General features: G+C 32.2%; 25 protein-coding genes, 7 tRNA genes and 1 rRNA gene. 13 read left to right on the top strand and 20 right to left on the bottom strand.

The genetic code is table 11. The features are described 5' to 3' along the window. Positions 1–34 precede the first annotated feature (34 nt). The 5 genes from porA (at position 35) to MEFER_RS04475 (ending at position 4,180) form a co-directional block, all read left to right on the top strand. Positions 35–1,195 carry a pyruvate synthase subunit PorA gene (gene porA, locus MEFER_RS04495; RefSeq protein ID WP_015791439.1) on the top strand — a complete coding sequence of 387 codons (1,161 nt, stop codon included), beginning with the start codon at positions 35–37 and terminating at the stop codon, positions 1,193–1,195. Between the two features lie 34 nt (positions 1,196–1,229). Then, positions 1,230–2,117 (top strand): pyruvate synthase subunit PorB, encoded by an 888-nt coding sequence (porB, locus tag MEFER_RS04490; RefSeq protein ID WP_015791438.1) that lies wholly within the window; start codon positions 1,230–1,232, stop codon positions 2,115–2,117. A 31-nt stretch (positions 2,118–2,148) separates the two neighbouring features. Beyond that, positions 2,149–2,643, top strand: coding sequence for a 4Fe-4S dicluster domain-containing protein (locus MEFER_RS04485; RefSeq protein ID WP_015791437.1), 495 nt, complete (start codon positions 2,149–2,151; stop codon positions 2,641–2,643). Positions 2,644–2,738: 95 nt separating this feature from the next. Continuing rightward, positions 2,739–3,155 (top strand): 4Fe-4S dicluster domain-containing protein, encoded by a 417-nt coding sequence (locus MEFER_RS04480; protein WP_048056326.1) that lies wholly within the window; start codon positions 2,739–2,741, stop codon positions 3,153–3,155. A gap of 104 nt (positions 3,156–3,259) precedes the next feature. Next, positions 3,260–4,180 carry a tyrosine--tRNA ligase gene (locus MEFER_RS04475; protein WP_015791435.1) on the top strand — a complete coding sequence of 307 codons (921 nt, stop codon included), beginning with the start codon at positions 3,260–3,262 and terminating at the stop codon, positions 4,178–4,180. On the opposite strand, the gene MEFER_RS04470 is transcribed toward MEFER_RS04475, so the two are convergent. Further along, positions 4,181–4,540, bottom strand: a complete 360-nt coding sequence (locus tag MEFER_RS04470) for a hypothetical protein (RefSeq protein ID WP_015791434.1) — start codon at positions 4,538–4,540, stop codon at positions 4,181–4,183. 6 nt (positions 4,541–4,546) lie between these two features. Beyond that, positions 4,547–5,089: a precorrin-6Y C5,15-methyltransferase (decarboxylating) subunit CbiT gene (gene cbiT, locus MEFER_RS04465; protein ID WP_015791433.1), complete on the bottom strand. Its 543-nt coding sequence runs from the start codon at positions 5,087–5,089 to the stop codon at positions 4,547–4,549. 85 nt (positions 5,090–5,174) lie between these two features. Between cbiT and MEFER_RS04460 the strand changes: the two genes are divergently transcribed. Beyond that, positions 5,175–6,191, top strand: coding sequence for a site-2 protease family protein (locus MEFER_RS04460; RefSeq protein WP_015791432.1), 1,017 nt, complete (start codon positions 5,175–5,177; stop codon positions 6,189–6,191). On the opposite strand, the gene MEFER_RS04455 is transcribed toward MEFER_RS04460, so the two are convergent. Genes MEFER_RS04455 through rpoE form a run of 5 tightly spaced genes read right to left on the bottom strand, consistent with a single transcriptional unit; the run spans position 6,192 to position 7,931 of the window. Then, positions 6,192–6,374: a 30S ribosomal protein S27ae gene (locus MEFER_RS04455; protein ID WP_015791431.1), complete on the bottom strand. Its 183-nt coding sequence runs from the start codon at positions 6,372–6,374 to the stop codon at positions 6,192–6,194. Further along, positions 6,374–6,682 (bottom strand): 30S ribosomal protein S24e, encoded by a 309-nt coding sequence (locus tag MEFER_RS04450; RefSeq protein WP_015791430.1) that lies wholly within the window; start codon positions 6,680–6,682, stop codon positions 6,374–6,376. Before MEFER_RS04450 ends, MEFER_RS04455 begins: the two co-directional genes overlap by 1 nt. Before the next feature lie 12 nt (positions 6,683–6,694). Further along, positions 6,695–7,171: a GTP-dependent dephospho-CoA kinase family protein gene (locus MEFER_RS04445; RefSeq protein ID WP_015791429.1), complete on the bottom strand. Its 477-nt coding sequence runs from the start codon at positions 7,169–7,171 to the stop codon at positions 6,695–6,697. Positions 7,172–7,178: 7 nt separating this feature from the next. Beyond that, positions 7,179–7,358 (bottom strand): transcription elongation factor subunit Spt4, encoded by a 180-nt coding sequence (gene spt4, locus MEFER_RS04440; RefSeq protein ID WP_015791428.1) that lies wholly within the window; start codon positions 7,356–7,358, stop codon positions 7,179–7,181. Positions 7,359–7,367: 9 nt separating this feature from the next. Beyond that, complete coding sequence (rpoE, locus tag MEFER_RS04435; protein WP_015791427.1) at positions 7,368–7,931, bottom strand: DNA-directed RNA polymerase; 564 nt, start codon at positions 7,929–7,931, stop codon at positions 7,368–7,370. A gap of 239 nt (positions 7,932–8,170) precedes the next feature. Between rpoE and MEFER_RS04430 the strand changes: the two genes are divergently transcribed. The 6 genes from MEFER_RS04430 (at position 8,171) to smc (ending at position 15,564) form a co-directional block, all read left to right on the top strand. Next, a tRNA-Arg gene (locus MEFER_RS04430) sits at positions 8,171–8,248 on the top strand. A gap of 20 nt (positions 8,249–8,268) precedes the next feature. Continuing rightward, a tRNA-Glu gene (locus MEFER_RS04425) sits at positions 8,269–8,343 on the top strand. A 255-nt stretch (positions 8,344–8,598) separates the two neighbouring features. Beyond that, the gene (locus MEFER_RS04420; protein ID WP_015791426.1) at positions 8,599–9,942 is read left to right on the top strand and encodes an MFS transporter; all 1,344 of its coding nucleotides are present in this window, start codon (positions 8,599–8,601) and stop codon (positions 9,940–9,942) included. Between the two features lie 59 nt (positions 9,943–10,001). After that, the gene (locus MEFER_RS04415) at positions 10,002–11,123 is read left to right on the top strand and encodes an Nre family DNA repair protein (protein ID WP_015791425.1); all 1,122 of its coding nucleotides are present in this window, start codon (positions 10,002–10,004) and stop codon (positions 11,121–11,123) included. A 33-nt stretch (positions 11,124–11,156) separates the two neighbouring features. Next, positions 11,157–12,023, top strand: coding sequence for a DUF2507 domain-containing protein (locus MEFER_RS08520; RefSeq protein ID WP_015791424.1), 867 nt, complete (start codon positions 11,157–11,159; stop codon positions 12,021–12,023). Between the two features lie 31 nt (positions 12,024–12,054). Continuing rightward, entirely contained in the window at positions 12,055–15,564 is a 3,510-nt protein-coding gene (smc, locus tag MEFER_RS04405) for a chromosome segregation protein SMC (protein WP_015791423.1), read from the top strand. A 120-nt stretch (positions 15,565–15,684) separates the two neighbouring features. Here smc and MEFER_RS04400 read toward each other — a convergent pair whose 3' ends face one another. Next, on the bottom strand, positions 15,685–16,641 hold the full coding sequence (locus MEFER_RS04400) for a tetratricopeptide repeat protein (protein ID WP_015791422.1): 957 nt from the start codon (positions 16,639–16,641) through the stop codon (positions 15,685–15,687). Between the two features lie 115 nt (positions 16,642–16,756). Beyond that, positions 16,757–17,578 (bottom strand): YkgJ family cysteine cluster protein, encoded by an 822-nt coding sequence (locus tag MEFER_RS04395; protein WP_015791421.1) that lies wholly within the window; start codon positions 17,576–17,578, stop codon positions 16,757–16,759. A 67-nt stretch (positions 17,579–17,645) separates the two neighbouring features. Here MEFER_RS04395 and MEFER_RS04390 point away from each other — a divergent pair, with 67 nt between their 5' ends. Then, entirely contained in the window at positions 17,646–18,371 is a 726-nt protein-coding gene (locus tag MEFER_RS04390; protein WP_015791420.1) for an ABC transporter permease, read from the top strand. A gap of 18 nt (positions 18,372–18,389) precedes the next feature. On the opposite strand, the gene purD is transcribed toward MEFER_RS04390, so the two are convergent. From purD to MEFER_RS04335, 11 genes are all read right to left on the bottom strand, one after another. After that, positions 18,390–19,727 (bottom strand): phosphoribosylamine--glycine ligase, encoded by a 1,338-nt coding sequence (gene purD, locus MEFER_RS04385; protein ID WP_015791419.1) that lies wholly within the window; start codon positions 19,725–19,727, stop codon positions 18,390–18,392. A gap of 54 nt (positions 19,728–19,781) precedes the next feature. Beyond that, positions 19,782–20,282 (bottom strand): MJ0936 family phosphodiesterase, encoded by a 501-nt coding sequence (locus MEFER_RS04380; protein ID WP_015791418.1) that lies wholly within the window; start codon positions 20,280–20,282, stop codon positions 19,782–19,784. A 24-nt stretch (positions 20,283–20,306) separates the two neighbouring features. After that, positions 20,307–20,966, bottom strand: coding sequence for a DUF434 domain-containing protein (locus tag MEFER_RS04375; RefSeq protein WP_211204179.1), 660 nt, complete (start codon positions 20,964–20,966; stop codon positions 20,307–20,309). After that, positions 20,947–21,564, bottom strand: a complete 618-nt coding sequence (locus MEFER_RS04370; protein WP_015791416.1) for a 4Fe-4S binding protein — start codon at positions 21,562–21,564, stop codon at positions 20,947–20,949. Before MEFER_RS04370 ends, MEFER_RS04375 begins: the two co-directional genes overlap by 20 nt. Positions 21,565–21,632: 68 nt before the next feature. After that, positions 21,633–21,710 (bottom strand) — tRNA-Asp (locus MEFER_RS04365). Between the two features lie 46 nt (positions 21,711–21,756). After that, positions 21,757–21,871, bottom strand: a 5S ribosomal RNA gene (gene rrf, locus MEFER_RS04360). Between the two features lie 13 nt (positions 21,872–21,884). After that, positions 21,885–21,958 (bottom strand) — tRNA-Lys (locus tag MEFER_RS04355). A gap of 84 nt (positions 21,959–22,042) precedes the next feature. After that, a tRNA-Tyr gene (locus MEFER_RS04350) sits at positions 22,043–22,119 on the bottom strand. Between the two features lie 8 nt (positions 22,120–22,127). Further along, positions 22,128–22,205: transfer RNA gene (locus MEFER_RS04345), tRNA-Pro, on the bottom strand. A gap of 14 nt (positions 22,206–22,219) precedes the next feature. Further along, positions 22,220–22,296: transfer RNA gene (locus MEFER_RS04340), tRNA-Thr, on the bottom strand. Between the two features lie 86 nt (positions 22,297–22,382). Then, positions 22,383–23,084, bottom strand: coding sequence for a TIGR00297 family protein (locus tag MEFER_RS04335; RefSeq protein WP_015791415.1), 702 nt, complete (start codon positions 23,082–23,084; stop codon positions 22,383–22,385). Positions 23,085–23,102: the final 18 nt, after the last annotated feature.

Below are 23,102 nucleotides of genomic sequence, written 5' to 3'. Positions count from 1 at the left end.
CTAAAAATTATATTAAATTAATTAAGGTGGAAACATGTGTGAAGTTAAGGTTATTACTGGAACCTCAGCAGCTGCTGAAGCAGCTAAATTGGCTGATGTTGATGTTGTGGCTGCTTATCCAATCACCCCACAAACAACATGTGTTGAGAAATTAGCTGAATTTGTAGCTAACGGAGAGTTGGACGCTGAGTATATAAAAGTTGAAAGTGAGCATTCAGCAATGTCTGCCTGTATAGGGGCTGCTGCAACAGGAGCAAGGACGTTTACAGCAACTTCTTCACAAGGTTTGGCTTTAATGCATGAGATGTTGTTTATAGCTTCAGGTATGAGATTACCAATAGTTATGATGGTTGCCAACAGGGCTTTATCTGCTCCTATAAACATATGGAATGATCAACAGGATTCAATATCTCAAAGAGATACGGGATGGATTCAGATATATGTTGAAGATAATCAGGAAACACTTGACAGCGTAATACAAGCTTACAAAATAGCTGAGAATGAAGATGTTTTACTACCAGTTATGGTTTGTTTAGATGGATTTATCTTAACACATACAGTAGAACCTGTAACAATTCCAAAGGCAGAGAGAGTTAGAGAATTTTTAGGAGTTTATGAGCCTAAACACGCATACTTAGACCCAGATAGACCAATAACCCAAGGACCGGTTGGAGTTCCAGATTGCTACATGGAAACAAGAAAGCAAGTTGAAGAAGCGATGGAAAGAGCTAAAAAAGTTATTAAAGATGTTAATGAAGAGTTTGCTGAATGGTTTAAAAGAAAATATGGAAATGGTTTGGTTGAAGCATACAACTTGGATAATGCAGACACTGTTTTGGTGGCAATGGGTTCTATCTGTGGAACAATAAAGTATGTTATTGATGAGCTCAAAAAAGAAGGGAAAGAAGTAGGATTGTTAAGAATAAGGACATTTAGACCGTTCCCAAAAGAGGATGTTAAAGAGTTTTTAAAAGATGCCAATAACATAGCTGTGTTGGATAAAAACATTTCATTAGGATTTAATAAGGGTGCTTTAGGTATTGAGATGGCATCAATTTTAAAAAATAAGAAAGTTTGTAACTACATAGTTGGATTAGGTGGAAGAGATATTAGGATAGATGATATAAAGGCAATAATCGACCACGTTGAAAAGGCAGAGGATGATGAAACTTTATGGGTAGGATTAAAGGAATAATTAAGTTAATTAAATAATTTTTAAGGTGATTGTAATGCAATTTCCAAGAGAAGAGTTATTTGCTCCAGGACATAGGGGATGTGCTGGCTGTGGAGCTGCCATTGTAGCAAGGTTATTATTAAAAGCTGCTGGAAAAGACACAATTATATCAAACGCCACTGGATGTTTGGAGGTTATGACAACACCATATCCAGAAACAGCTTGGAGAGTTCCTTGGATACATACAGCATTTGAAAATGCTGCAGCAACTGCAAGTGGTGTTGAAGCTGCTGTAAAGGCATTGAAAAGAAAAAGAGGAAAATACAAGGACAAAAAAATAAATGTTATAGCAATTGGAGGAGATGGAGGAACAGCAGATATTGGTTTTCAGTCATTGAGTGGAGCTATGGAGAGAGGGCATGATATGTTGTATGTTATGTATGATAACGAGGCTTATATGAACACTGGAATACAGAGAAGTTCATCAACACCTTTCTTAGCTGCTACAACAACATCTCCAGCAGGTTCAAAAATTAGAGGGGAGGATAGGCCTAAAAAAGATGTAGCAATGATTATGGCAGCTCATGGCATTCCTTACGTTGCTACAGCTTGTATATCATATCCTGAAGATTTCATTAGAAAGGTTAAGAAGGCTTTAAGCATTGAAGGTCCAAAGTTTATACAAGTTTTACAACCTTGTACAACAGGTTGGGGATACCCTCCAGAAAAAACAATAGAAATTGGAAGATTGGCAGTAGAGACAGGTGTTTTCCCACTCTATGAAATAGAAAATGGAGAGTTTAGGATTACATACAAACCAGCCAAGAGAAAACCAGTTAGAGAGTATTTGAAGATGCAAAAAAGATACAGACATTTAACTGATGAAGATATTGAAAGAATTCAGAAATATATCGATGAGAAATGTAAGTTGTTAGGACTTTAAATTAAATTTTATATATTTCTAGGTGGTAGGAATGAAAAAGATAATAATGGCAAACTATAACTGCGATAACTGTGGGGATTGTGTTAAAGCTTGTATGGAAAAGAATAAAGTTGGAAGAATTGCCATAATGGAGAAAGATGGCAAATACATCCCAATTATTTGTCAGCACTGTGCTTCAGCTCCTTGTAAGGAAGTTTGCCCAGTTTCAGCAATTGAGCATAAAGACGGCTACGTATATTTAAATGAAGAAGTTTGTATCGGATGTGGATTATGTGCTTTAGCATGTCCATTTGGGGCTATAACATTGGATGATAAGGCTTATAAATGTATATTATGCAATGGAGATGAACCTGCATGTGTTAAAGCTTGCTCAAAGAGATGCTTAGAGCTTGTTGATGTAAATGAGTTAATATTTGCTAAAAGAGACAATTCATTGAATTTATTTAGCAAAATGACTCTCCCAACACAAAAAACAGACAATAGCTTAATTTCAAAAATAACTGTAAATGCAAAAGTTCAGCCTTAATTTTTTCGTAAAAATAAGAGACATTAAGGAGGGCTTTTAGCCCCTCTTAATGTATGGTTTTGGTCAAGCTTTTTCCAAAAGGTTGGGTGAAAATAATGGTTGTAGTTAATGTTGGTTATTGCGTTGGATGTAGGAGATGTGAAAGAAGCTGTCCAATAAATGGAATAATCTTTAATGAATATCCAATAAAATGCATGCACTGCGATAAAAACCCCTGCCTATATGCATGTCCAGAAAATGCAATAGAGAGGATAGATGATAAGGTAGTTGTTATAAAAGATAAGTGTATCGGATGTGGATTGTGTGCAATAGCATGTCCATTTGGGGCTATAAGGATAGATGGAACAGCAATAAAATGTGATGGATGTTATAAAAGAGATGTTGAAATTTGTAAAGAGGTATGTCCAACTGGAGCTATAAATAAACTTGAGAAAATATTATGCGATAAGTTGTGCAACAGTGTTGATAGACTTAATAAACTCTATAATATTTATGGAGGCATTAACAAATAAATTTTTATTTCATTTTGACTATTTTATTTTTTATATTGTTAATTAATGTTAAGTTTATTTTTACATCTTTTTAACAATTAACAATTTATTAATAAGGTGATACTATGGATAAATTTGAAAGGATTAAGAGAAACACCGCTGAAATTGTTAGTGAAGAGGAGTTAAAGGAGGTTTTAAAGAAGGATGAAAAATCTGCATACATAGGTTTTGAACCAAGTGGTAAAATACATTTAGGACACTACCTGCAGATAAAAAAGATGATTGATTTGCAGAATGCTGGATTTGATATAATTATATTGTTGGCTGATTTACATGCCTATTTAAACCAAAAGGGGGAATTAGATGAAATTAGGGAGATTGGAGAATACAATAGAAGGGTTTTTGAGGCAATGGGGTTGAAGGCAAAATACGTTTATGGAAGTGAATTCCAGCTTGATAAAGATTATACTTTAAACGTTTATAGATTGGCTTTAAAAACAACATTAAAGAGAGCAAGGAGAAGTATGGAGCTCATAGCAAGAGAGGTTGAAAATCCAAAAGTTGCTGAGGTAATATATCCAATAATGCAGGTTAATGATATTCATTACTTAGGTGTTGATGTAGCAGTTGGAGGAATGGAGCAGAGAAAAATACATATGTTGGCGAGGGAGTTGTTACCAAAAAAGGTTGTTTGCATCCACAACCCTGTTTTGACTGGTTTAGATGGCGAAGGAAAGATGAGCTCCTCAAAAGGAAATTTCATTGCTGTTGATGACACTCCAGAAGATATTAGGGCTAAGGTAAAAAAAGCTTATTGCCCAGCTGGAGTTGTTGAAGGCAACCCAATAATGGAGATAGCTAAATACTTCCTCGAGTATCCTTTAACAATAAAAAGACCTGAAAAGTTTGGAGGAGATTTAGTTGTTAATAGTTATGAGGAATTAGAAAGATTGTTTATAAATAAGGAACTACATCCAATGGATTTAAAAAATGCTGTAGCTGAAGAACTTATAAAGATTTTAGAACCAATTAGAAAGAGATTATAATTAGAGAATTATTATATCGCTTGTTTTTTTCCTTTTCTCTTCTCTTTTAACATCATCCAATGAAATTGGTTCAGAATCTGCTACAATCATATCATTGTTAGGTTTAGGAGTTTTAGTGCTTTGCGTTATATAATTTTGCTTTTTATTTTCCTTTTTGCTTTTATGGTTTGGTAGGGTTTTATATTTAATTTTAACAATAATTTCTCCCTCACCGTTATCTTTTTCAAATGGCAGATTTATTTTTGCAGTATCGTTGGATAAAACTTCTAATGAAACATTTTTATCTCCAAAATAAATATCAACATAAGAAATTAAAACACCTTCTGGATTTTGTATCGATAACGTTATCTTCTCATCCATATCTATCTACCTAACCGCTTTTATTATGGTTATTGGGTTTTTTGCCAAAAACATATGGCCAGATGGGATTTTTTTGCTATAAGAAACAGAGATATTAACTGCCTCAACATTATAACCGTTATTTTCCAATTCGTTTATAATTTTTACAGCGTTTTCCAAAACAATGGTATTTGCAACAATGTGATTTATTCCCTTTTTATTCAAAATTTCAATTATCCTTTCAATATTTTTTGTTCCACCAATAAAAGCTTTATTGAACTCTAAGTTATTTAAAATATCCTCCGCTCTCCCCATTATAACTTGGCAGTTTTTGATGTTGAATTTTGCCAAATTTTGTTTAGTTAAGTTAATTGCCTCCTCTTCATAATCTATGGCATATACAAACTTGCATCTTCTTGCTATTTCAACTGTCATTCCTCCACTTCCGCAGCCAATATCTACAACAACATCATCTTTATTTAAATTTAATTTTCCAATGCTCACAGCCCTAATTTCTTCTTTTGTTATTGGAATCCTCTCTTTTCTTATAAATTCACTATCTGGAATCATAAGATTTCACCAACTAATAAATACTGTAAAAGCATATTTAATAGTATGGAGTTTAATAATTGGAAACAAAAAATAGGGGGAGGTTATGAATTTTTCAATAAAGTTATTTAGGGTTATGGGCATTCCTATAGAGTTACATGTAACTTTTATTTTATTTTTGGCAGTTATAATTGGATTATCTCTTATAAATAACAATATTTTTTGGGCAGTTATCTTTATTTTATTATTTGTATCTGTGGTTTTGCATGAGTTGGGGCATAGTTATGTAGCTAAGAAGTATGGAGTTAGGATAGAAAAAATTCTGTTATTGCCAATTGGTGGAGTAGCAATGATGGATAGAATTCCAAAGGAGGGGGAATTAAAAATAGGGATAGCAGGGCCGTTAGTGAGCTTTATCATTGGAATAGCTTTATTTGTTATTTCTCAATTTTTTGATGTAAATGTAGACGGATATCCTCTGCTATATACTTTAAGCCTATTAAATTTAATGCTTGGAAGCTTTAATTTAATTCCGGCATTTCCAATGGATGGAGGGAGGATATTAAGAGCTATTTTATCAAAAAAGTATGGGTATTTAAAATCAACAAAGATTGCGGCGAATATTGGGAAAAGTTTAGCTTTAATCATGCTAATTCTCGGTCTTTTATCACTGAATATTATATTAATTTTAGTAAGTTTGTTTGTTTATGTTGGAGCTGACCAGGAAAGCAAAATGATAGAGATTGAGGAGATATTTAGAAACATTAAGGCGAGAGATATAATGACTCCAAATCCTGTATGTGTAAATCCAGATATGAGTATTGAGGAATTTTTGGACTTCATGCTTAAACACAAATATTTTGGATATCCAGTAGTTGAAAATGGGGAATTAGTTGGCTGTATAGGGATAAATAACATATATAGAAAAGAGGGAATTGTTAGAGATTATATGCAAAAACCAGTTGTAGTTGATGAAAACGCTGATATAAATGAGATCTTAAAAAAGCTGGTTTATGCGGATAGAATATTTGTTGTGGAAGATGGAAAATTGAAAGGAGTAATATCAAAAACAGATGTATTGAGAGCTATGAACATATTGGAATTAAAAGAAGAGTTAGGATAGCTATTCATTCTTTTGTGGCTGTTTCCATTCCATATAGCCACATTTTCCACATGCGTATCTGTTTAAGTGCTCAGCCATGAAAACTCCTGGACCACATCTTGGACAAACCTTCTTTAATCTAACAACTTTGTCTCCTTCAATTTTGTAGTATTTGTATTTTGCTGTTTTTTTCCCTTTTGTCATTATTCTCCCTCCTCAGCAGCTGTTTCTTCTTCCTCTATTTTATTTTTTCTTAAAATGTGTTCTCTTTCAACTAATTTCATCATTTCCTCATTGTCATATAACTTAGCGTAACCTCTTGCTCTCTGCATTCCTGCCTCTTCAACAATTTTTTCAACTATTAATAAATCTTTATTTGCGTTTAATATTGCTGCGAGCTTTAACTTAACATCCTTAAATGTAGGTGTAGCTCCATCATGGTCTACGATAAATCTATATTCTTTTCTCTTTAATAATGGATTGTATCTTTCTGATAATATCTTTATTTCCATTATTATCCCCTCTTAAAGTTTTTTGAATTGTTTTAATGTCTCTTCAACCTCTTGTTTTAGTTTTTCGTCTATTTTTAATACAACAATCCCTTCGTTGGGCTGTCCATATATTACATAAGTTCCAATAGGGAAGTATTTGATAACAATTAAAGCAAGTAAATCTTCTTCACCATCAACCAATAAAGCAATGTCTTTATCATTTATTGTAGATAAGTATTTAATACTTTCTATTGCCTCATCAGATATGCATCCAGGAGGATTTTTTACCTTAATAATTTTTTTAAATACATGATTTATTTTAACAGGAATATTTCTCTGAGTTTTTAAGTCAAAAATGGAAAGTTTTGGAGTTATATTATTTTCAATTACAGTTTTTGTTACAATATCTCCAACAGTTACGATATCTCCATCTATATTTGGTAGTGTTTTATATACTTTTCCAAAGGGCTTTTTTAATGTTTCCCTCAAATCCTCTGGAAGTTTTAACATGTCCAATCTACTCCTTTACACTTAATGCGTATTTTCCTTTAATGTTAATACCAGCTTTTTTAGCTATCTCTGATTTTTCTGGATTTAAGATTATTAATAAGCCAATCCAATTTTCGCTTGTTGGAGATTTACAGATTGGGCAAATTTCATCATTTGTTAAATATTTGCATTTTAAACAAGCCCTCATGAACTCACCTTACTCCTGATGTTCTTTTTTAGCTTTTTCTTCTTCAATCCATTCTAATTTTCCTAAGTATGGCTGTCTCATGGTTAATGCAATCTTACTACCTCTCTTTCTCTCTGCTTTCAAACTAATTGCAACAATTCTTGCTCTAACATAATCTCCAATTTCTAAAACCTTTCCAGTTTCTTTTCCAATAATTGCCTCTCTCTTAGGATCGTAAGAGACGTAATCGTCCATAATTTGTGAAACGTGGATTAACCCGTCTAATGGTCCTAATCTTACAAAGCTACCGAATTCAACGACATCAACAACTTCTCCCTCAACGAGTTCATACATCTCTGGGACGTAAACGAGAGTTTCAAAAACAACTGGGTGATACGCTGAACCATCACCATGCACTACTTTCCCATCTCCAACTTCTTTCACATCTACAATGGATAAGATAAATCCAACGTCTTTATCTAACCTTCCTTCATATTTTTCAATGAGAATTTTTTTTATGGTTTCTTTCAAATCTTTTCCAAATTCCTCTGGTGGGACTCTAACAACGTCAGCAATTTCCAAAATTTTATACATAAGATGTTCACCTCTCGGTTAATTAAATTTAATAAAAAAGAGATTTATTATACAATGTTTAATAAAATTAACAAAATAATTGGATTGTGATTAACTGATATATGTCATAAAGTTGTATTTATAATTAACTATAATTAACCGTCTTTCTTTCAACCATTTGTTCTTGATTACGAAACGAAAAATATATATATGAGAAAGTTCATTGTAGAAAGTGCTTGCAAATTAGGTTGAGTTAAAGTGGACCCGTAGCCTAGCCTGGATAGGGCACCGGCCTTCTAAGCCGGGGGTCGGGGGTTCAAATCCCCTCGGGTCCGCCAATTTTTCTATTTTTATAATTGCTCCGGTGGTGTAGTCCGGCCAATCATGCGGGCCTTTCGAGCCCGCGACCCGGGTTCAAATCCCGGCCGGAGCATCACTCCATTTTATTATGCTCTTTTTTATCCATATATTTAAATATATAGTTTTATATTTGAATAACTTATATATTTTGAAAACAAAATTTACGATAAGAGAAAACGCCAAGATTTGTATTAAAAATTTAGAATTTCTTCATATCTCTATAAAAAACGTAATAATATAAAAATATAAGACGGTTTTTTGATTAACTAATCAAACTATGGAAAAATAGTGGGGGTTTTAGATTTAGCTGAAGTAAAACGGTGAGAATGTGAAGTATATTGCTCTACTTGTTACAGCTATAGCTGCATTCTTAACACCTTTCATGAGTTCATCAACAAATATAGTTCTTCCTCCAATTGGTAGGGAGTTCAATATTGATGCAGTAACCCTTGGATGGATTGCTACGGCATATCTTCTTGCAGCTGGAATATTCTCAGTTCCATTTGGTAGAATTGCAGATATAAAAGGCAGAAAGAAAATCTTTATAATGGGGCTTTTTATCTATACCGTTGGCTCTTTTCTTTCAGGTATTGCAACTTCAGCAGAGTTTTTAATAGCCTCAAGAGTTATTCAGGGTATAGGAGGGGCGATGATTTTTACAACGGCTATGGCAATTCTCACATCCATCTTTTCAAAGAATGAAAGAGGAAAGGCAATTGGAATTAATACTGGAGCTGTTTATACTGGATTAAGCTTAGGTCCATTTCTTGGCGGTTATTTGGCTCAAAATTTTGGCTGGAGAAGTGTATTTTTAATTAACGTTCCACTGGGAATCTTAGCTTTATCTCTTGCATTATGGAAACTTAAAGGAGAGTGGGCTGATGCAAAGGGGGAGAAATTTGATTTTATAGGTTCAATATTATACAGTTTTATGCTCCTTTTTATAATTTATGGATTAACTGAGCTTTCAGTTCCATTTTTAGTTGTAGGTTTAGTTCTTTTATTAATTTTTGTCAATTATGAGAGCAGGGTAGAGTGTCCAGTTCTTGAAATTAGGCTGTTTAGAAAAAACCTCACTTTTTCTTTATCAAGCCTTGCAGCGTTGTTAAATTATAGTGCAACATTTGCAGTTGGTTTTGTATTGAGCTTTTATTTACAGGAAGTTAGGGGATTTAATTCTCAAGATGCAGGTATAATTTTGCTTTCACAACCAGTTATTATGGCAATATTTGCTCCATTTGCAGGTTGGCTGTCAGATATAATAGAGCCAAAAGTTGTTGCGTCAATTGGAATGGCTATAACAACTTTGAGCCTCTTTATATTCTCAAATATTGGAATAGATACCCCAATCAGCTTAATAGTTTTAAATTTAATGCTTTTAGGTTTTGGTTTAGCTCTATTTAGCTCTCCAAACACAAATGCAATAATGAGCTCTGTTGAGAGAAAATTTTTTGGTATTGCATCTGCAACAGTAGCAACAATGCGTTTGTTGGGACAGATATTGAGTATGGCAATTGTTATGCTAATTTTTTCAATTTTGATAGGTAAGGTGGAGATAACCCCAGAATACTACCCATTACTTGTTGAAAGTGCCAGAGTTTCCTTTATAATATTTACAATATTATGTTTTATTGGGATATTTGCATCTCTTGGAAGGGGAAAAATTAGGTAATTTTTATTTATTTTTTTTATTTTTAGTATTTTTTAGTAGTATAGGTTAATGGTGGTTATATGCTATGCGTTAAATGTAAAGGTAAGGGTTATTGCGGAAAGCAGAGCTGTCCTCTTTTAAACAACATTTATAAATCCAAATTTAAAGAAATTTTGAAATACCTACCAGAGATTAAAAATGAAGTCTTTGGAAATTCAGCATCTTTTTTAGTTGGGAGAGTAAATTATCCAAATGTATTTTTATCCCCTCTTGTTGGTAGTTTTGAAGATGCTGAGAATTTGTATGGTCTTAAAAAAGAAGAGATATTAAAAATTAGGTTAAACTTGTTTTCTCCAAGGATTAGAGTAAACGCCCATAGAATAACTCCTTTAGTTGAAAAACTACAAGAAATAGCGATGAGTATAAAGCCAGTTGATTCTGAGGTAGAATTTTATAATAAACCAAAGCTTTTATTGCCGTTTTTTAATGATATCCCTCCAATTGGGCCAGTAGGTAATTTAAAAAGATTAAACTATGATAACCCAAAAATTCCACAAATTGTTGATAAAGTAGCTGATGACTATTCAATTGAAGGGGTATTAAAAATCTATAAAAGATTTGATGAAGTTTATGCTTCGAGATTGTTTTCTTGTGGGGTTTTGGGAAAAGAAAAAAAGTTAGTTCCAACAAGATGGGCAATAACTGCAGTTGATGATATTGTTGGAAAATCATTTATTAAAAAAATTAGGGATTATAAGGTTTTGGATGAGCCTCTAAAGTTTGAAAATCATTATCTGGGGAATAAATTTGAGATTTACTTCTTACCAAAACCTTGGAGCTTTAAGTTAATAGAAACTTATAAATCTGGGTGCATTTGGAATAAAAGCAATAAGGATATAACTGTTTCAGATTCTGAAATTAAAGGGAGGAAAAAATATGCCAATAACACTGGAGGGGCTTACTATGCTGCAAGATTGGCGGTTTTGGAGAAATTGAATAAGATGAAAAGGCAGGCGACAGTTGTGGTTAAAAGAACAGTTAAGAAAGATTATGATATTCCTTTAGGAGTATGGGTGGTTAGGGAAGGAGTTAGAAAAGCATTGGCTAAAAGACCTCTTAAAATAGCAGAAAGTGAAATTAAGAATTTAAATATACAAAGGACTTTAGATGAATATATAAATTTAAATAAGATTAGTGATTAATAAATAATTGCGATATCAAGATTGGTGTAGAATATGAGCACAAATAAAATAGCCTTAAATAAATTAAAAGAAATATTAAGAGAGTTAAATAAAGTTCCTGGGATTGTAGGTTCTGCAATAGTTAAAAAAGACGGAGAAGTTATTTTAAGAGAGATGCCAGAGCATATTACCAACGAGTTTATGAACATCCTATCTGTCATAGAAGGTTTTGCCGAGAAAACATTGTATGATACTACAGATATTGCAGTGCGTGATATTGTAATTAGAGGAAGAAATGAGACTTTTATGGTAGCAAACATACATAATGTATTTTTAATACTCGTTCTTAGTTCAAAGGCAAATTTAAATAATATATCAAAAATTATTGATGATTATTCAGATGAGATAACAAAATACTGTAGTATGCTATTTGAATCACCTGTAGAACTTCCAATTAAAGAGCTATTCACAAGGGTAAAGAGAAAAAAATTTGGAAGAGATGTAGATGTAGGACTATTTAGAGCTTTTAGATATTTGAATTTCAGAAAATACCTTAATGTAGATAGTGATGCATTAATGTTCTATTTTGGTAAAGAACTTATTAAATCCTTAAAGATAAATAATTTTGAGGAGTTTAGTGAATTTTACGAAAAATATAAACTTGGAGAGCTCCAAATGATTAATGAAGACCCTATTGTGATAAGGATATATGATTGTATAAGTTGCGCTGGACTACCATATGTTGGAAAGCCATTATGTCATCTTGAGGCAGGATTCCTATCTGGATTTGTGGAAAATGCATATGGTAAAAAATGTAGAGTCATTGAAACACACTGTTATGGATTGGGGCATGATTTCTGCCAATTTGAGATTAAATTTTTAGATAAAAATAGCAATAAAAATAAAAGTGATAATAAATAATCATCATCTTGCTAAATAAATGGTGAATGTGATGGTTGCACTGGAAAGGATAGAACTAAAAAATTTTAAATCATTTAAAAAATTATCTTTGGACATTCCAAAAGGATTTACAGCCATAGTAGGACCAAATGGAAGCGGAAAATCAAATATAGTTGATGCCATATTATTCGTTCTTGGAAAAACATCCGCTAAAAAATTAAGGGCTAGTAGATTCAGCGGTTTAATAACCTATCATAACGGAAAAAGGGCTGATTTTGCAGAAGTTTACCTATACTTTTCAAACGACAACAACGTCTTTAACATTAACGCCAATAAAGTTGGGATTTTAAGAAGAATAAAAAAGAATGGAGAGACAGACTATTATTTAATATGGAAAGAAGGAGATAAAGAAAAAAGAAAAAAGATGTCTAAGCATGAAATTATTGATTTATTTAGGAGATTGGGGCTTTTAGGGGATAATGTAATCTCTCAAGGAGATTTATTGAAGATTATTAATATCTCTCCAATTGAGAGGAGAAAGATTATTGATGAGATTAGCGGAGTTGCGGAATTTGATGAAAAGAAGAAAAAGGCAGAGGAAGAGTTAAAAAAGGCAAGGGAATTAATTGAGATGATAGATATAAGGATTAATGAGGTTGAGAATAATTTAAAAAAGCTTAAAAAAGAAAAAGAAGATGCAGAAAGGTATATTAAATTAAATGAGGAGCTAAAATCAGCAAAATATGCATTGATATTGAAGAAGGTTAGTTATTTAAATACTTTTTTAGAAAACCTTCAAGATAATATAAAAAACTTAGAAAGCCTTAAAGAGGAGTTTTTGGGGAAAGTTAAGGATATAAATGCTGAAATAGACAATTTAAAGGTAAGATTAGACAATATAATAAATGAACTCAATGAAAAAGGTAATGAAGAGGTTTTAGAGCTACACAAATCAATTAAAGAGCTTGAAATTGAAATTGAAAACGATAAAAAAGTTTTGGAAAATTCAAAAAATGAATTGAATAAAATTGAAAATGAAATTAAAAATAAAAAGAATGAAATTGATGAAACTCAAAAAAAGATTATTGAAAATAGAGATAAAATTATCGAAAAAGAAAATAAAATTAAAGAAATTGAGGAGAAAATTAAAAACCTAAATTATGAGAAAGAAAGGTTAAAAGAGGCTATTGCTGAAAGCGAAAATATAATAAAAAGCTTAAAAAAAGCTGAGATGGAAGTGACTGATGAAATAGCTAAAAGTCAAAATGAGCTTTATAAATTAAAAAAAGAATTAAATGATTTAGAGAATTTAGTAGATAGGAAGAGTTTTGAAATTGAAAAAAACAATGAAATTATAAAAAAATTAAAGGAGGAGCTTGAATCTGTCGAAGATGTTGATACCAAGCCGTTATATTTAGAGCTTGAAAATTTAAACGTTGATATTGAATTTTCAAAGAAGAAGATAAAAGAGCTTGAAGAAAAAAAGAAGGAACTTCAATCTAAATTGGATGAGTTGCATGCTGAATATGTTAAAGAGAATGCAAGGATTAAAGCGTTAAAAGAGATGGAAGATATTTCAGTAGATAAAACCATTAGGGAGATTTTAAACGCCAATCTACCAGGAGTTATTGATATTGTTGGAAATTTAGGAAAGACAAAGATTGAATATAAAAAAGCAATTGAAGTAGCGGCTGGAAATAGGTTAAATCATATAGTTGTTAAAAGAATGGAGGATGGAGTTAGAGCTATAAAGTATTTAAAAGAGAGAAAGCTCGGTAGAGCTACATTTCTGCCATTAGATAGGATTGAAGGTAGAGAAGCAGAATATATATATGAAGATGGCGTTATTGGGAGGGCAATAGATTTAGTGGAGTTTGATGAAAAATATAGGAAGATATTTGAATACGTGTTTGGAAACACTGTAGTTGTTGAAAACATTGATATAGCAAAGGAATTGGCTAAAAAATACAGGAAAGTAAGGTTTGTAACATTGGATGGGGATGTTATAGAGCCAAGTGGGGTAATGGTTGGAGGAACTTTTAAAAGCAGGGCTAAGATAAAGGTTGATGTTGATTTAAGTAAGCTGAATAGAATAGCTGATGAAATCATTGCTATTGAAGGAGAGTTGAGAAATATTAAAGAAGAAATTGAAAGATTAAATGAGATAATAAGAAAGAGCTCAGCCAAAAAGATGGAGATTGAAAATACCTTGGAAATTATTAAAAAGAATGAGATGAGAAGAAGAGAAATAGTTGAAAAAAATAATATAAAGATAAAAGAGTTAGAATTAAAAAATAAAGAGATTTTGGACGAGTTGGAAGAGTTAAAGATCAATAAAGAGGAAATTTTAGATAAAATTAATGAAATTGAAAGTAAAATAAATGAATTGATTGAAAAAAGAGAAAGGATAATGAAAGAGTTAAAAGAATATGAAAGCGATGAGAACTTAAAGAGAATGAATGAAATTGAGGATGAATTAAAAATTTTAGAGAAAGAAAAAGCAAAATTAAAAAATGAGATTGATAAGGGATTAACCTTAGTTAAAGAAATATTAATTCCAAAAATTGAAGAGCTTAATAAAAAAGCTTCTGAGCTGATAAATAAAAAGGCAGTATTGGAAAAGAATATTTCATTTTATGAAGAAGGTATTAACAAAAACTTGAAGATTTTGGAAGAAAAGAAGAAAAAATATGAAGAGTTGGCTAAAAATTTAAAAGAACTAACTACAAAAAAGGAAGAAATTGAGAAAGAGATAGAAACCTTAGAAAATGAAAAAAGAGATGTATTGAAAAAAGTTAGAGATATTGAAAATAGAATAAATGAACTTATGGTTGAAAAGGCAAAGTATGAGAGTAAATTAGAAGAAGAGGAAAGAAAACTCTATCTATGTGAAAAAGTAGATGTAAGTGAAGACTTGGAAGAAAAAAGCATTGAAGAGCTTGAATTATACATAGGAGAGCTTGAAAATGAAATAAAAAAATTAGAGCCAGTTAATATGAGGGCTATTGAAGATTACAACTATGTAGCTGAGAGATACAATGAATTGATAGAAAAAAGAAAAGAGTATGAAAGGGATGAGAAAAAATACCTTCAATTGATGGAAGAGCTTGAAAACAGAAAGAAAGAAGTGTTTATGGAAGTGTTTAACAAAGTAGCTAAAAACTTTGAGGATGTTTATAGGGAAATTGGAGGTTATGGAAAGCTAAGCTTAGAAAACGAAGAAAATCCTTTTGAAGGAGGGATTTTAATAGATGCATCTCCAAGAGGTAAAAAGCTATTGAGCTTAGATGCTATGAGTGGAGGAGAAAAATCACTAACTGCCTTAGCATTTTTGTTTGCCATTCAAAGATTAAACCCTTCACCATTTTATGTATTGGATGAAGTTGATGCCGCTTTGGATGTAAAAAATGTTTCCTTAATTGCAGATATGATTAAAAACGCCTCAAAAGATAGCCAATTTATAGTTGTAAGCCATAGAGAACAGATGGTTAGTAAAGCAGATGTTGTTTATGGTGTTTATATGGAAAACGGATTGAGTAAAGTTGTTGGCATTAGATTATAAAATTAATTTTTTGATGAAACTTTTTAAAAGTTTCATGTGAAAACGGGTTAAGTAAGTTCATGGGAATTAAACCATAAGTCCTCAACCTTTTAGTAAAGTGGGTATTAAGTTGTAAAATAGTTATTTATCAAGCGCTATGTTGTAATATTCTATAGATTCCTCTATTCTTCCTAATTTTTCCAGTACTCTTGCCTTTGCGAGTAAAGCTTTTGTATGATTAGGCATAATCTGAAGAGCTTTGTTGTAATATTTTAAAGCCTCTTCAGCTTTACCTTGCTTTTCATATAATCTGCCTTTAAAATACCACAAACTTGCATCTCCGGGTATTGATTTTAATCCCATTTCAATATATTTTTCAGCTTGATCAAGTTTATTAAATAAGAATGATAAGTAGATCCCCTCCCTAATTACTTCAATACAAGTTATATTTAATTCGTCAATAAGTTTTTCGTAATATTTTAGAGACTCATCATACTTACCCATTTTTTTCAAAATTAGTGCTTTCAAATACATGGCATTTTTATCATTTGATTTTAAATCTAAAGCTCTATTTAAACAATGTAATGCCTCTTCATACCTACCTAACCTACGCAACAGGTCTGCTTTGATTATATATGCAGGAACAAAGTCAGGTGAATTTGCTATTAATTTATCACAATATGTTAATGTTTTGTCACATTCATCAGAAATACCCACGCATAAACTTTTGAAGAAAACTACCAAGGCAAATTTCTCATCGATACCCAGCGATTTTTCATAGCATTCCAATGCTTTGTCAAAATTCCCTGATAATTCATAACATTGGCCGAGAAGGGTATATGTTATAGGATCTTTGGAATCTTTTGCAATCTCTTCGAGATATTTTGTAGATCTTTGGATATCTCCTAAAATCATTAACAATATTGCTTTCAAAAATTTTGCAAGTTTTAAATTGGGATTTAGCTCTAAAGCCTTTTCAAGGTAATATGCTGACTCCAAGAAATTCCCTTTATCCCTACATTCGTATGATTTAATTAAATAAGTTAGTGATAACAATATATTGGAAATTTCCATTTCTTTTTCATTTTTTATTTCCATGCAATTCCACCATAATTTTTGAATACTATCATATTATTTAAAGAAAATTATGTATTACTTTAGTATATTAAAGTTACGCTTTAATTTTAAATTGATAAAATTGCATATCTAAATTTTATAAGTGTTTTAAAAATAACCTTTTGTCAATCTCGCCCTCACCTTCAAATACATTCCTGAATCTGCTCAAATAACCCCCAATGTCTAAGAGTTTGTTAACCTCTTTATAGAAAGGAAGTTTTCTGAAATGCTCCCTCCTGTTCAGCTCCAACAAATACCTTAAAATTTCCTCTTCGTTCTCTTTATTGCCATAAGTTAATAGGTTGTTTTTTATTTCATCAAATTTTCCAATGTTTATGAGATTTATTTTATCACAAAAAACTTCCTTGCATCTTTCAAACATCTCATCAAATGATTTACTACTAAAAATATATTTTCCAAACTCTTCCCTCTCTTCCCAGTAAATTTTACAGCCCTCAAACATCTCTGTCTTACTGCTGTATTCCAGGCCATTCTCTATAATCTTTTCAAACCTATCAAAATAAAGCTCTTTTATTAGCTCAATAGCTTCATTAACAACTTTTTTGTCTACATCCCCTTTTTTAATTCCCTTACAGTAATGTTTTATTATCAATAAAGGAGTTCCGTCCCACTTCACCATACAACTGAAAGGGAAAATCATGCACATCAATGGTTTAAATTCATAACCTTTTTCCAAATGAACTTTGCATAGGTTTTTATCTAATAAGATACAACCTCTTTCATTAATTTTTAACCTATGCTTAAACTCTCCTTCACAGGATTCTATTGCATATTCATAATCTTTAAGCTTTAACCTATCAAAATAATTCAAATATATCCTCCAACTCTCACATGAGCAACAGTAAGAACAATTTATGCACTCATAAGTTATGCCTTTAAACGTTATCTCCCAATCCATAACCATCCCTCCGGATGGCTAAATAATAAGAATAAGTATATAAGTATATGGAATTAACGGTGAGATATTGATAGAACTTGTTTATGCCTTTATCTTTGTAATTATTGCAGTTATTATAGCGCATAGAGAAGAATTGGACATAGAGAAAAAAATAATATATGTATCAATCTTAGCTTTAATTCAGCTAATTGTTTTAGGGTTTGTTTTGCTCTACGTATTTTCTTATGGGATGATTGGAGCATTTTTAATGATTTCTGTAATGATCACCTTGGCATCTTTTCTCATAATGAAAGAAATAAATTTAAAAAATAGGAAAAAGCTTTTTATTAGCTTATTCATCACATTCTTAACTACTGCAACAGTTTCACTTGTTATATTGATAATATCCAAAATTATAAAATTTGAGCCATCCTATGTTATCCCATTGATGGGTATGGTTATTGGGAATGCCATGAATACTATCCATTTGACGCTTGATAAAATAATAGATTCGGTTAAATCTGAAAGAGATATTTTGTGGGGGTATTTGGCTTTAGGAGCTACTGAGATAGAAGCTTTAAAGCCATTTATAAAAAATGCTGTAAAATCTGCTCTAATTCCACAAATGAATAGGACAAAGTCAGTTGGTGTTATCTTTATTCCAGGAGCTATGGTTGGGATGCTTTTAAGCGGAGCAAATCCATTATATGCGGCAAAGATTCAAATTGTCATTATGTGGATGATTCTAAGCTCCGCTGTAATTTCTGGAGTTTTGATATGTTATCTAATGCATAAAGAGATTGTTAAAGTATAAAATGTAATAAATAGTTAATTATTCTCCTCTCAACTGTTTCATCTTCTCAATTCTCTTTCTAATTAATTCTTTTTTGCCAATATCACTTCTATGATATACCTCCCCTTTAATGTATTTTGTAGCCTCTTCAGCTATTTTTTCAGCTTCTTCAATTGTATCCGCAACTCCAACTACTGCAACAGCTCTTGAACCAGTCATGTATAAGTTTCCATCCTCTTCATTGACTGAGGCGTAGTGTAAGATGGCCCCCAATTTTTTAATAGCCTCTTCATCAACACTTATTGGCTCTCCTTTAACAGGGTTGTCAGGATATCCTTTTGGAACTACATACTTACAAACTGTAGCCTTGTTTTCAAATTCAACATCAACATCTTTAAGCTTTTTATTTACAATTGCCTCACAGATCTCTAAGAAGTCATTTTTTAATATAGCCAATAAATTCATAGCCTCGGGGTCTCCAAATCTTGCATTGTATTCTATAATTTTAGGTCCATCTTTTGTTAGCATAAATTGCCCGTATAAAATTCCTTTATATCCTCCAACCTCTTTTTTCAATGCTTTAACTGTCTCTTCCATAATTTCTTTCGCCATCTCTACGTCTTCTTCAGTCATGAATGGAAGTTTATGATCTGGGCATGAATATGAGCCCATACCTCCAGTTATACTTCCTTCATCCCCTTCAAATGCATGCGGGTGGTCTTGAACAAATGGAGTGAATTTTATATTATCAATATCAACAAATCCGTGTAATGTGAATTCAACTCCCTCTAATTTTTCTTCAATTAAAACCTTTCCTCCACCTAATCCAGTTTCAAAAATCTCTTTAGCATATTTCTTTGCCTCCTCATTATCTTTTAACTGCTCTCCAACTACCTTAACTCCTTTACCTCCAGTTAATCCAACTGGTTTTACTACAGCTTTAATGCCTTTTTCAGTTAATTCATCAATAAAGCTCTCCAACTCTTCTCCATATTCTTCAAATGCTTTGTATATTAAAGAACCTTTTATATCGTATTTTTTGAATAAGTTCCTCATAAATTCTTTGTTTGTCTCTATTTGGGCAGCTAATTTTTTAGGCCCAACTGCTGGAATTCCCAAATCCTCCAACAAATCAACAACTCCAACATCTAAAGGAGCTTCAGGACCTATAACAGCTAAGTCAGGGTTAATTTTTTCAGCAAATTCTTTAACAGCGTCTAAATCTGTCTCTTTAGCTAACTTTATTTCCTTAGATAATCTTGCAATCCCTGGGTTTTTGTTTTTCATTAGCGTATATAACTCCACATCTTCATTCTTTTTTAAAGCATGAGCTATTGCACTTTCTCTTGCTCCTCCACCAATCAATAAGATTTTCATATCCTCACCATTTTATTTTTTAGAGATTGTAGTAATAAAAAGTATTTAAATTTTTTACTCCAACACTATCTCTCTATACTCTTTCTTTTCAGTATCTAATATTCCAATAGTAGGAATGTTGGTTAAATATCCACAACACTCTCCAGGGTTTATAATTAAAACATCGCCAACTTCTTCAAAAACCCTCTCATGAGTGTGACCATAAATAACAACATCATATAAACCAGATTTAATGGCCATTTCTAAGACAGATTGATGATGTCCATGAGTTATAAAAAAGTTCAAACCATCAATTTCAATAGATATAAAATCGTCAATTATATTTTCTTCATTTATGTCCTTTAACCATTCCCTTAATTTGCATCTCTCCCCATCGTTGTTTCCATAAGTGGCTATGATGTTGGCATTTAAGTTCTCAAACTCTTTTATAACAAATAGACTAACAAAATCCCCACAGTGTATAACAGTTTCAACCTCTTCCTCATTAAAAATCTCTATAGCTTTCCTTATATTTGGTAGATGGTCATGGGAATCGCTCATTATTCCAATTTTCATTATTTCCCCTCAAAATCTTATGCATTATATATTCCTTATTAAACCATAATTATTTTTATTATTTTTCTTTAAATATTCGATTGCCTCAGCTATTAAATCAACCACATATTTTACATTTTTACTCTTGATTATTACACTGTCTGATGTTGCAACAACCTCCTTATTTTTAAGCTCGTAATCACAGTTTTTAACGCAAAAAACTTCTCCTTCAATGTTAAAGGATTTCATCATCTCTCTAATCTTTTTAGCTAACATTCCGCTTTTAGACACTTGAGCATCTAAATATATAACAGCTTTAACGTTATAATATTTTAAAATCTCTAATAAATGGGATAAAGCTTTTTCAGTATATTCATTTATTTTGTATTTTCCATAAACGTTCTCAAAATCTCTATAGATTCCATCATCACATAAAATAACTTCGTGCCCTTTAATCAATGCCTCTAAACCAATAAGAACATTAAAACCATCGATATATATTGTTTTTTTCTTAAGATATTTTAATTTTTTTATTTTTTTCTTAGTTAATTTTATTTCTTCATCGCTGTGTGTAGTTCTAATAATTTTAAGCCTCTCTTCCCTGCTAAGCTTGTAATGATTTGCTACAAAATTTAAAGCAACATCCTTTTTATAACCCCTATTTATTAAGTATTTAAAATCTTCCTTAGCCTTTTCTATCATAATTTCCCCTTATAGGACAAACTTCCTCACATTCTCTGCAAAATATACAGCTATCTATATCAACTTTGACAATTAGGGAGTTTATATACTCATCGGGTGTTAGAATTGCCTGTAATGGACATTTCTCAATGCAATTTAAGCAGAGGTTGCATTTTTCTGGATTAATTTCTTTATTTTTTACATCAATTGCTTCGCATTCACACAGCCCACAGCTGTTACATCTATCTTTTAAAATAACTGGTGTTTTTGGTTTCGGTATCTCCCTCTTTATTATAGGAATTGAGCAAACTAAAACACATGCCCCACATTTTGTGCATTTATCTTTATCTATACTAAATCTATTTTTTAGTATTGCATTATTTGGACAGACTTCAATACAGGCCCCACAAACAGAACAAATCTCTTCTCTAAAATCAAATATCTTTATTGCATTTGTAGGGCAGACATCTATACACAAACCACATCCAATACATTCAGTTAATTGTATAGGCTTAGTTTTTGAGGGTTTTGAAAACTTATTTCTATTTTTTAAAAAAATATTTCTTATTAAAGTTTTTATCAATCCAGTTCCTTTAAAAATTTTGTAAAACTCTTCTTCCATTAAATCCCCCTATTTAAAAATTTTTAAAAATATTTAAATTTATCGATTAATTATTCTAAAATAAAAATTGGCGCCCTGGCCGGGATTTGAACCCGAGTCACGGGAGTGACAGTCCCGTATGATAGGCCGGGCTACACCACCAGGGCATAGTAATGCCAAGGATAACCTTGAAATTTTAAAATAATAAAAAGTGGCCGGCGGCGTCGCCCCTTTCCCGCCAGATGGCAGTACTCGGGGCATCGCTGGGGGGCTTAACTTCCGAGTTCGGGATGGGTTCGGGTGTGGCCCCCCCGCTATGACCGCCGTACCAAGGGAAATAGCGGGCCCGAAGGGATTTGAACCCTCGACCACCTGGTTAAAAGCCAGGCGCTCTGCCAGACTGAGCTACGGGCCCTCTTTAGCCCTTAGCTCGTGCGCGTTTCAAACATATCGCGTTTCTCATATATATACTTTTCGGTTGAACCCTCAAAGGGGTTGATGGTCCGGCGGGCCGGATTTGAACCAGCGACATGCGGATCTACAGTCCGCCGTTCTACCAGGCTGAACTACCGCCGGACGAGAAATGGTGGGCCTGCCCAGATTTGAACTGGGGTCTCAGGATCCCAAATCCCAAAGGATGGACCAGGCTACCCCACAGGCCCACTGAAGGAAGGAATGGAGCCCCGGGGGGGATTTGAACCCCCGACCACCTGATTACAAGTCAGGCGCTCTACCAGGCTGAGCCACCGAGGCTCATTTGCAGTATTAGTAAATTACATATGTAATATATAAACTTTTCGGTCATCAAAGTATTCACATATTCAAATTAACATGTAAAATTATAACATATAATGCATAAACACCCCGACAACTCCACCCACAATAGTGGCTATTAAATTAACATGCTCATTATTTAATATTCCTTTTCTTTCAAATAACGCCCCAAATAAGCTATCAGCCAAATTTCCAAATATTCCACCGATAGTTCCACATAAGATAATTTTAACATCTCCAAAGAATAAATATCCTAAAAATCCGATTAAAAACGCTCCTAAAATCCCGGATAATGTACCAAATATTGTTATAGCTCCATCAGTACCTTTTTCAACGACTTCAAATGTTGTTATTAGTTTTGGATTTTCGTCAGATAAAACCCCAAGCTCAGAAGAAAAAGTGTCTGATGTGGCAGCGGCTATTGAAGATACATAACCTACTAAAGCCCAGTTAAGCCCAAATATGGTTAAAATAGCAAATAATATTGGGATTAATCCATTTGCCAAAACATTTTTTAAAGTTCTACAAGTTTCATCCATTTTTTTGGATTTCTTTTTATCTAAACCAATTCTACTTACCAAAACTCCTAAAATAAGAAAAGATAAAAGTAAAGCCAAGTATTTAAATCCACAAAAGTAAATTAATATAAAAGCCATGATTGATGAACCTATAATACCACTATCGTCTAAACATTTACTTCTTTTAATTATTAACGCCAATACACACACAACTAAGATAGATACAAAGAGCTTTATAAGCGCTTCCATTATCTCATCTTCTTTTAA

Origin of the sequence: Methanocaldococcus fervens AG86 (genome assembly GCF_000023985.1) — an archaeon.
GTDB classification, from domain to species: Archaea; AGJL01; Methanococci; order Methanococcales; family Methanocaldococcaceae; genus Methanocaldococcus; species Methanocaldococcus fervens.
Note: the sequence above shows the minus strand (reverse complement) of the source record. Positions and strands in the feature narration are given on the sequence as shown.

What these genes read in the sequence shown, in the direction of transcription:
- MEFER_RS04450 (WP_015791430.1), bottom strand. Translation starts at nt 6,682, where the DNA reads ATGGAAATAAAGATATTATCAGAAAGATACAATCCATTATTAAAGAGA.
- MEFER_RS04335 (WP_015791415.1), bottom strand. Translation starts at nt 23,084, where the DNA reads ATGGAAGCGCTTATAAAGCTCTTTGTATCTATCTTAGTTGTGTGTGTA.
- MEFER_RS04415 (WP_015791425.1), top strand. Translation starts at nt 10,002, where the DNA reads ATGCTATGCGTTAAATGTAAAGGTAAGGGTTATTGCGGAAAGCAGAGC.
- MEFER_RS04395 (WP_015791421.1), bottom strand. Translation starts at nt 17,578, where the DNA reads ATGGATTGGGAGATAACGTTTAAAGGCATAACTTATGAGTGCATAAAT.
- MEFER_RS04445 (WP_015791429.1), bottom strand. Translation starts at nt 7,171, where the DNA reads ATGTTAAAACTTCCAGAGGATTTGAGGGAAACATTAAAAAAGCCCTTT.
- MEFER_RS04455 (WP_015791431.1), bottom strand. Translation starts at nt 6,374, where the DNA reads ATGACAAAAGGGAAAAAAACAGCAAAATACAAATACTACAAAATTGAA.
- purD (WP_015791419.1), bottom strand. Translation starts at nt 19,727, where the DNA reads ATGAAAATCTTATTGATTGGTGGAGGAGCAAGAGAAAGTGCAATAGCT.
- porA (WP_015791439.1), top strand. Translation starts at nt 35, where the DNA reads ATGTGTGAAGTTAAGGTTATTACTGGAACCTCAGCAGCTGCTGAAGCA.
- rpoE (WP_015791427.1), bottom strand. Translation starts at nt 7,931, where the DNA reads ATGTATAAAATTTTGGAAATTGCTGACGTTGTTAGAGTCCCACCAGAG.
- MEFER_RS04380 (WP_015791418.1), bottom strand. Translation starts at nt 20,282, where the DNA reads ATGAAAATTGGAATAATGAGCGATTCCCATGACCATCTACCAAATATA.
- MEFER_RS04370 (WP_015791416.1), bottom strand. Translation starts at nt 21,564, where the DNA reads ATGGAAGAAGAGTTTTACAAAATTTTTAAAGGAACTGGATTGATAAAA.
- MEFER_RS04485 (WP_015791437.1), top strand. Translation starts at nt 2,149, where the DNA reads ATGAAAAAGATAATAATGGCAAACTATAACTGCGATAACTGTGGGGAT.
- MEFER_RS04470 (WP_015791434.1), bottom strand. Translation starts at nt 4,540, where the DNA reads ATGGATGAGAAGATAACGTTATCGATACAAAATCCAGAAGGTGTTTTA.
- MEFER_RS04475 (WP_015791435.1), top strand. Translation starts at nt 3,260, where the DNA reads ATGGATAAATTTGAAAGGATTAAGAGAAACACCGCTGAAATTGTTAGT.
- MEFER_RS04460 (WP_015791432.1), top strand. Translation starts at nt 5,175, where the DNA reads ATGAATTTTTCAATAAAGTTATTTAGGGTTATGGGCATTCCTATAGAG.
- MEFER_RS04480 (WP_048056326.1), top strand. Translation starts at nt 2,739, where the DNA reads ATGGTTGTAGTTAATGTTGGTTATTGCGTTGGATGTAGGAGATGTGAA.
- smc (WP_015791423.1), top strand. Translation starts at nt 12,055, where the DNA reads ATGGTTGCACTGGAAAGGATAGAACTAAAAAATTTTAAATCATTTAAA.
- spt4 (WP_015791428.1), bottom strand. Translation starts at nt 7,358, where the DNA reads ATGAGGGCTTGTTTAAAATGCAAATATTTAACAAATGATGAAATTTGC.
- MEFER_RS04400 (WP_015791422.1), bottom strand. Translation starts at nt 16,641, where the DNA reads ATGGAAATAAAAAATGAAAAAGAAATGGAAATTTCCAATATATTGTTA.
- MEFER_RS08520 (WP_015791424.1), top strand. Translation starts at nt 11,157, where the DNA reads ATGAGCACAAATAAAATAGCCTTAAATAAATTAAAAGAAATATTAAGA.
- porB (WP_015791438.1), top strand. Translation starts at nt 1,230, where the DNA reads ATGCAATTTCCAAGAGAAGAGTTATTTGCTCCAGGACATAGGGGATGT.
- cbiT (WP_015791433.1), bottom strand. Translation starts at nt 5,089, where the DNA reads ATGATTCCAGATAGTGAATTTATAAGAAAAGAGAGGATTCCAATAACA.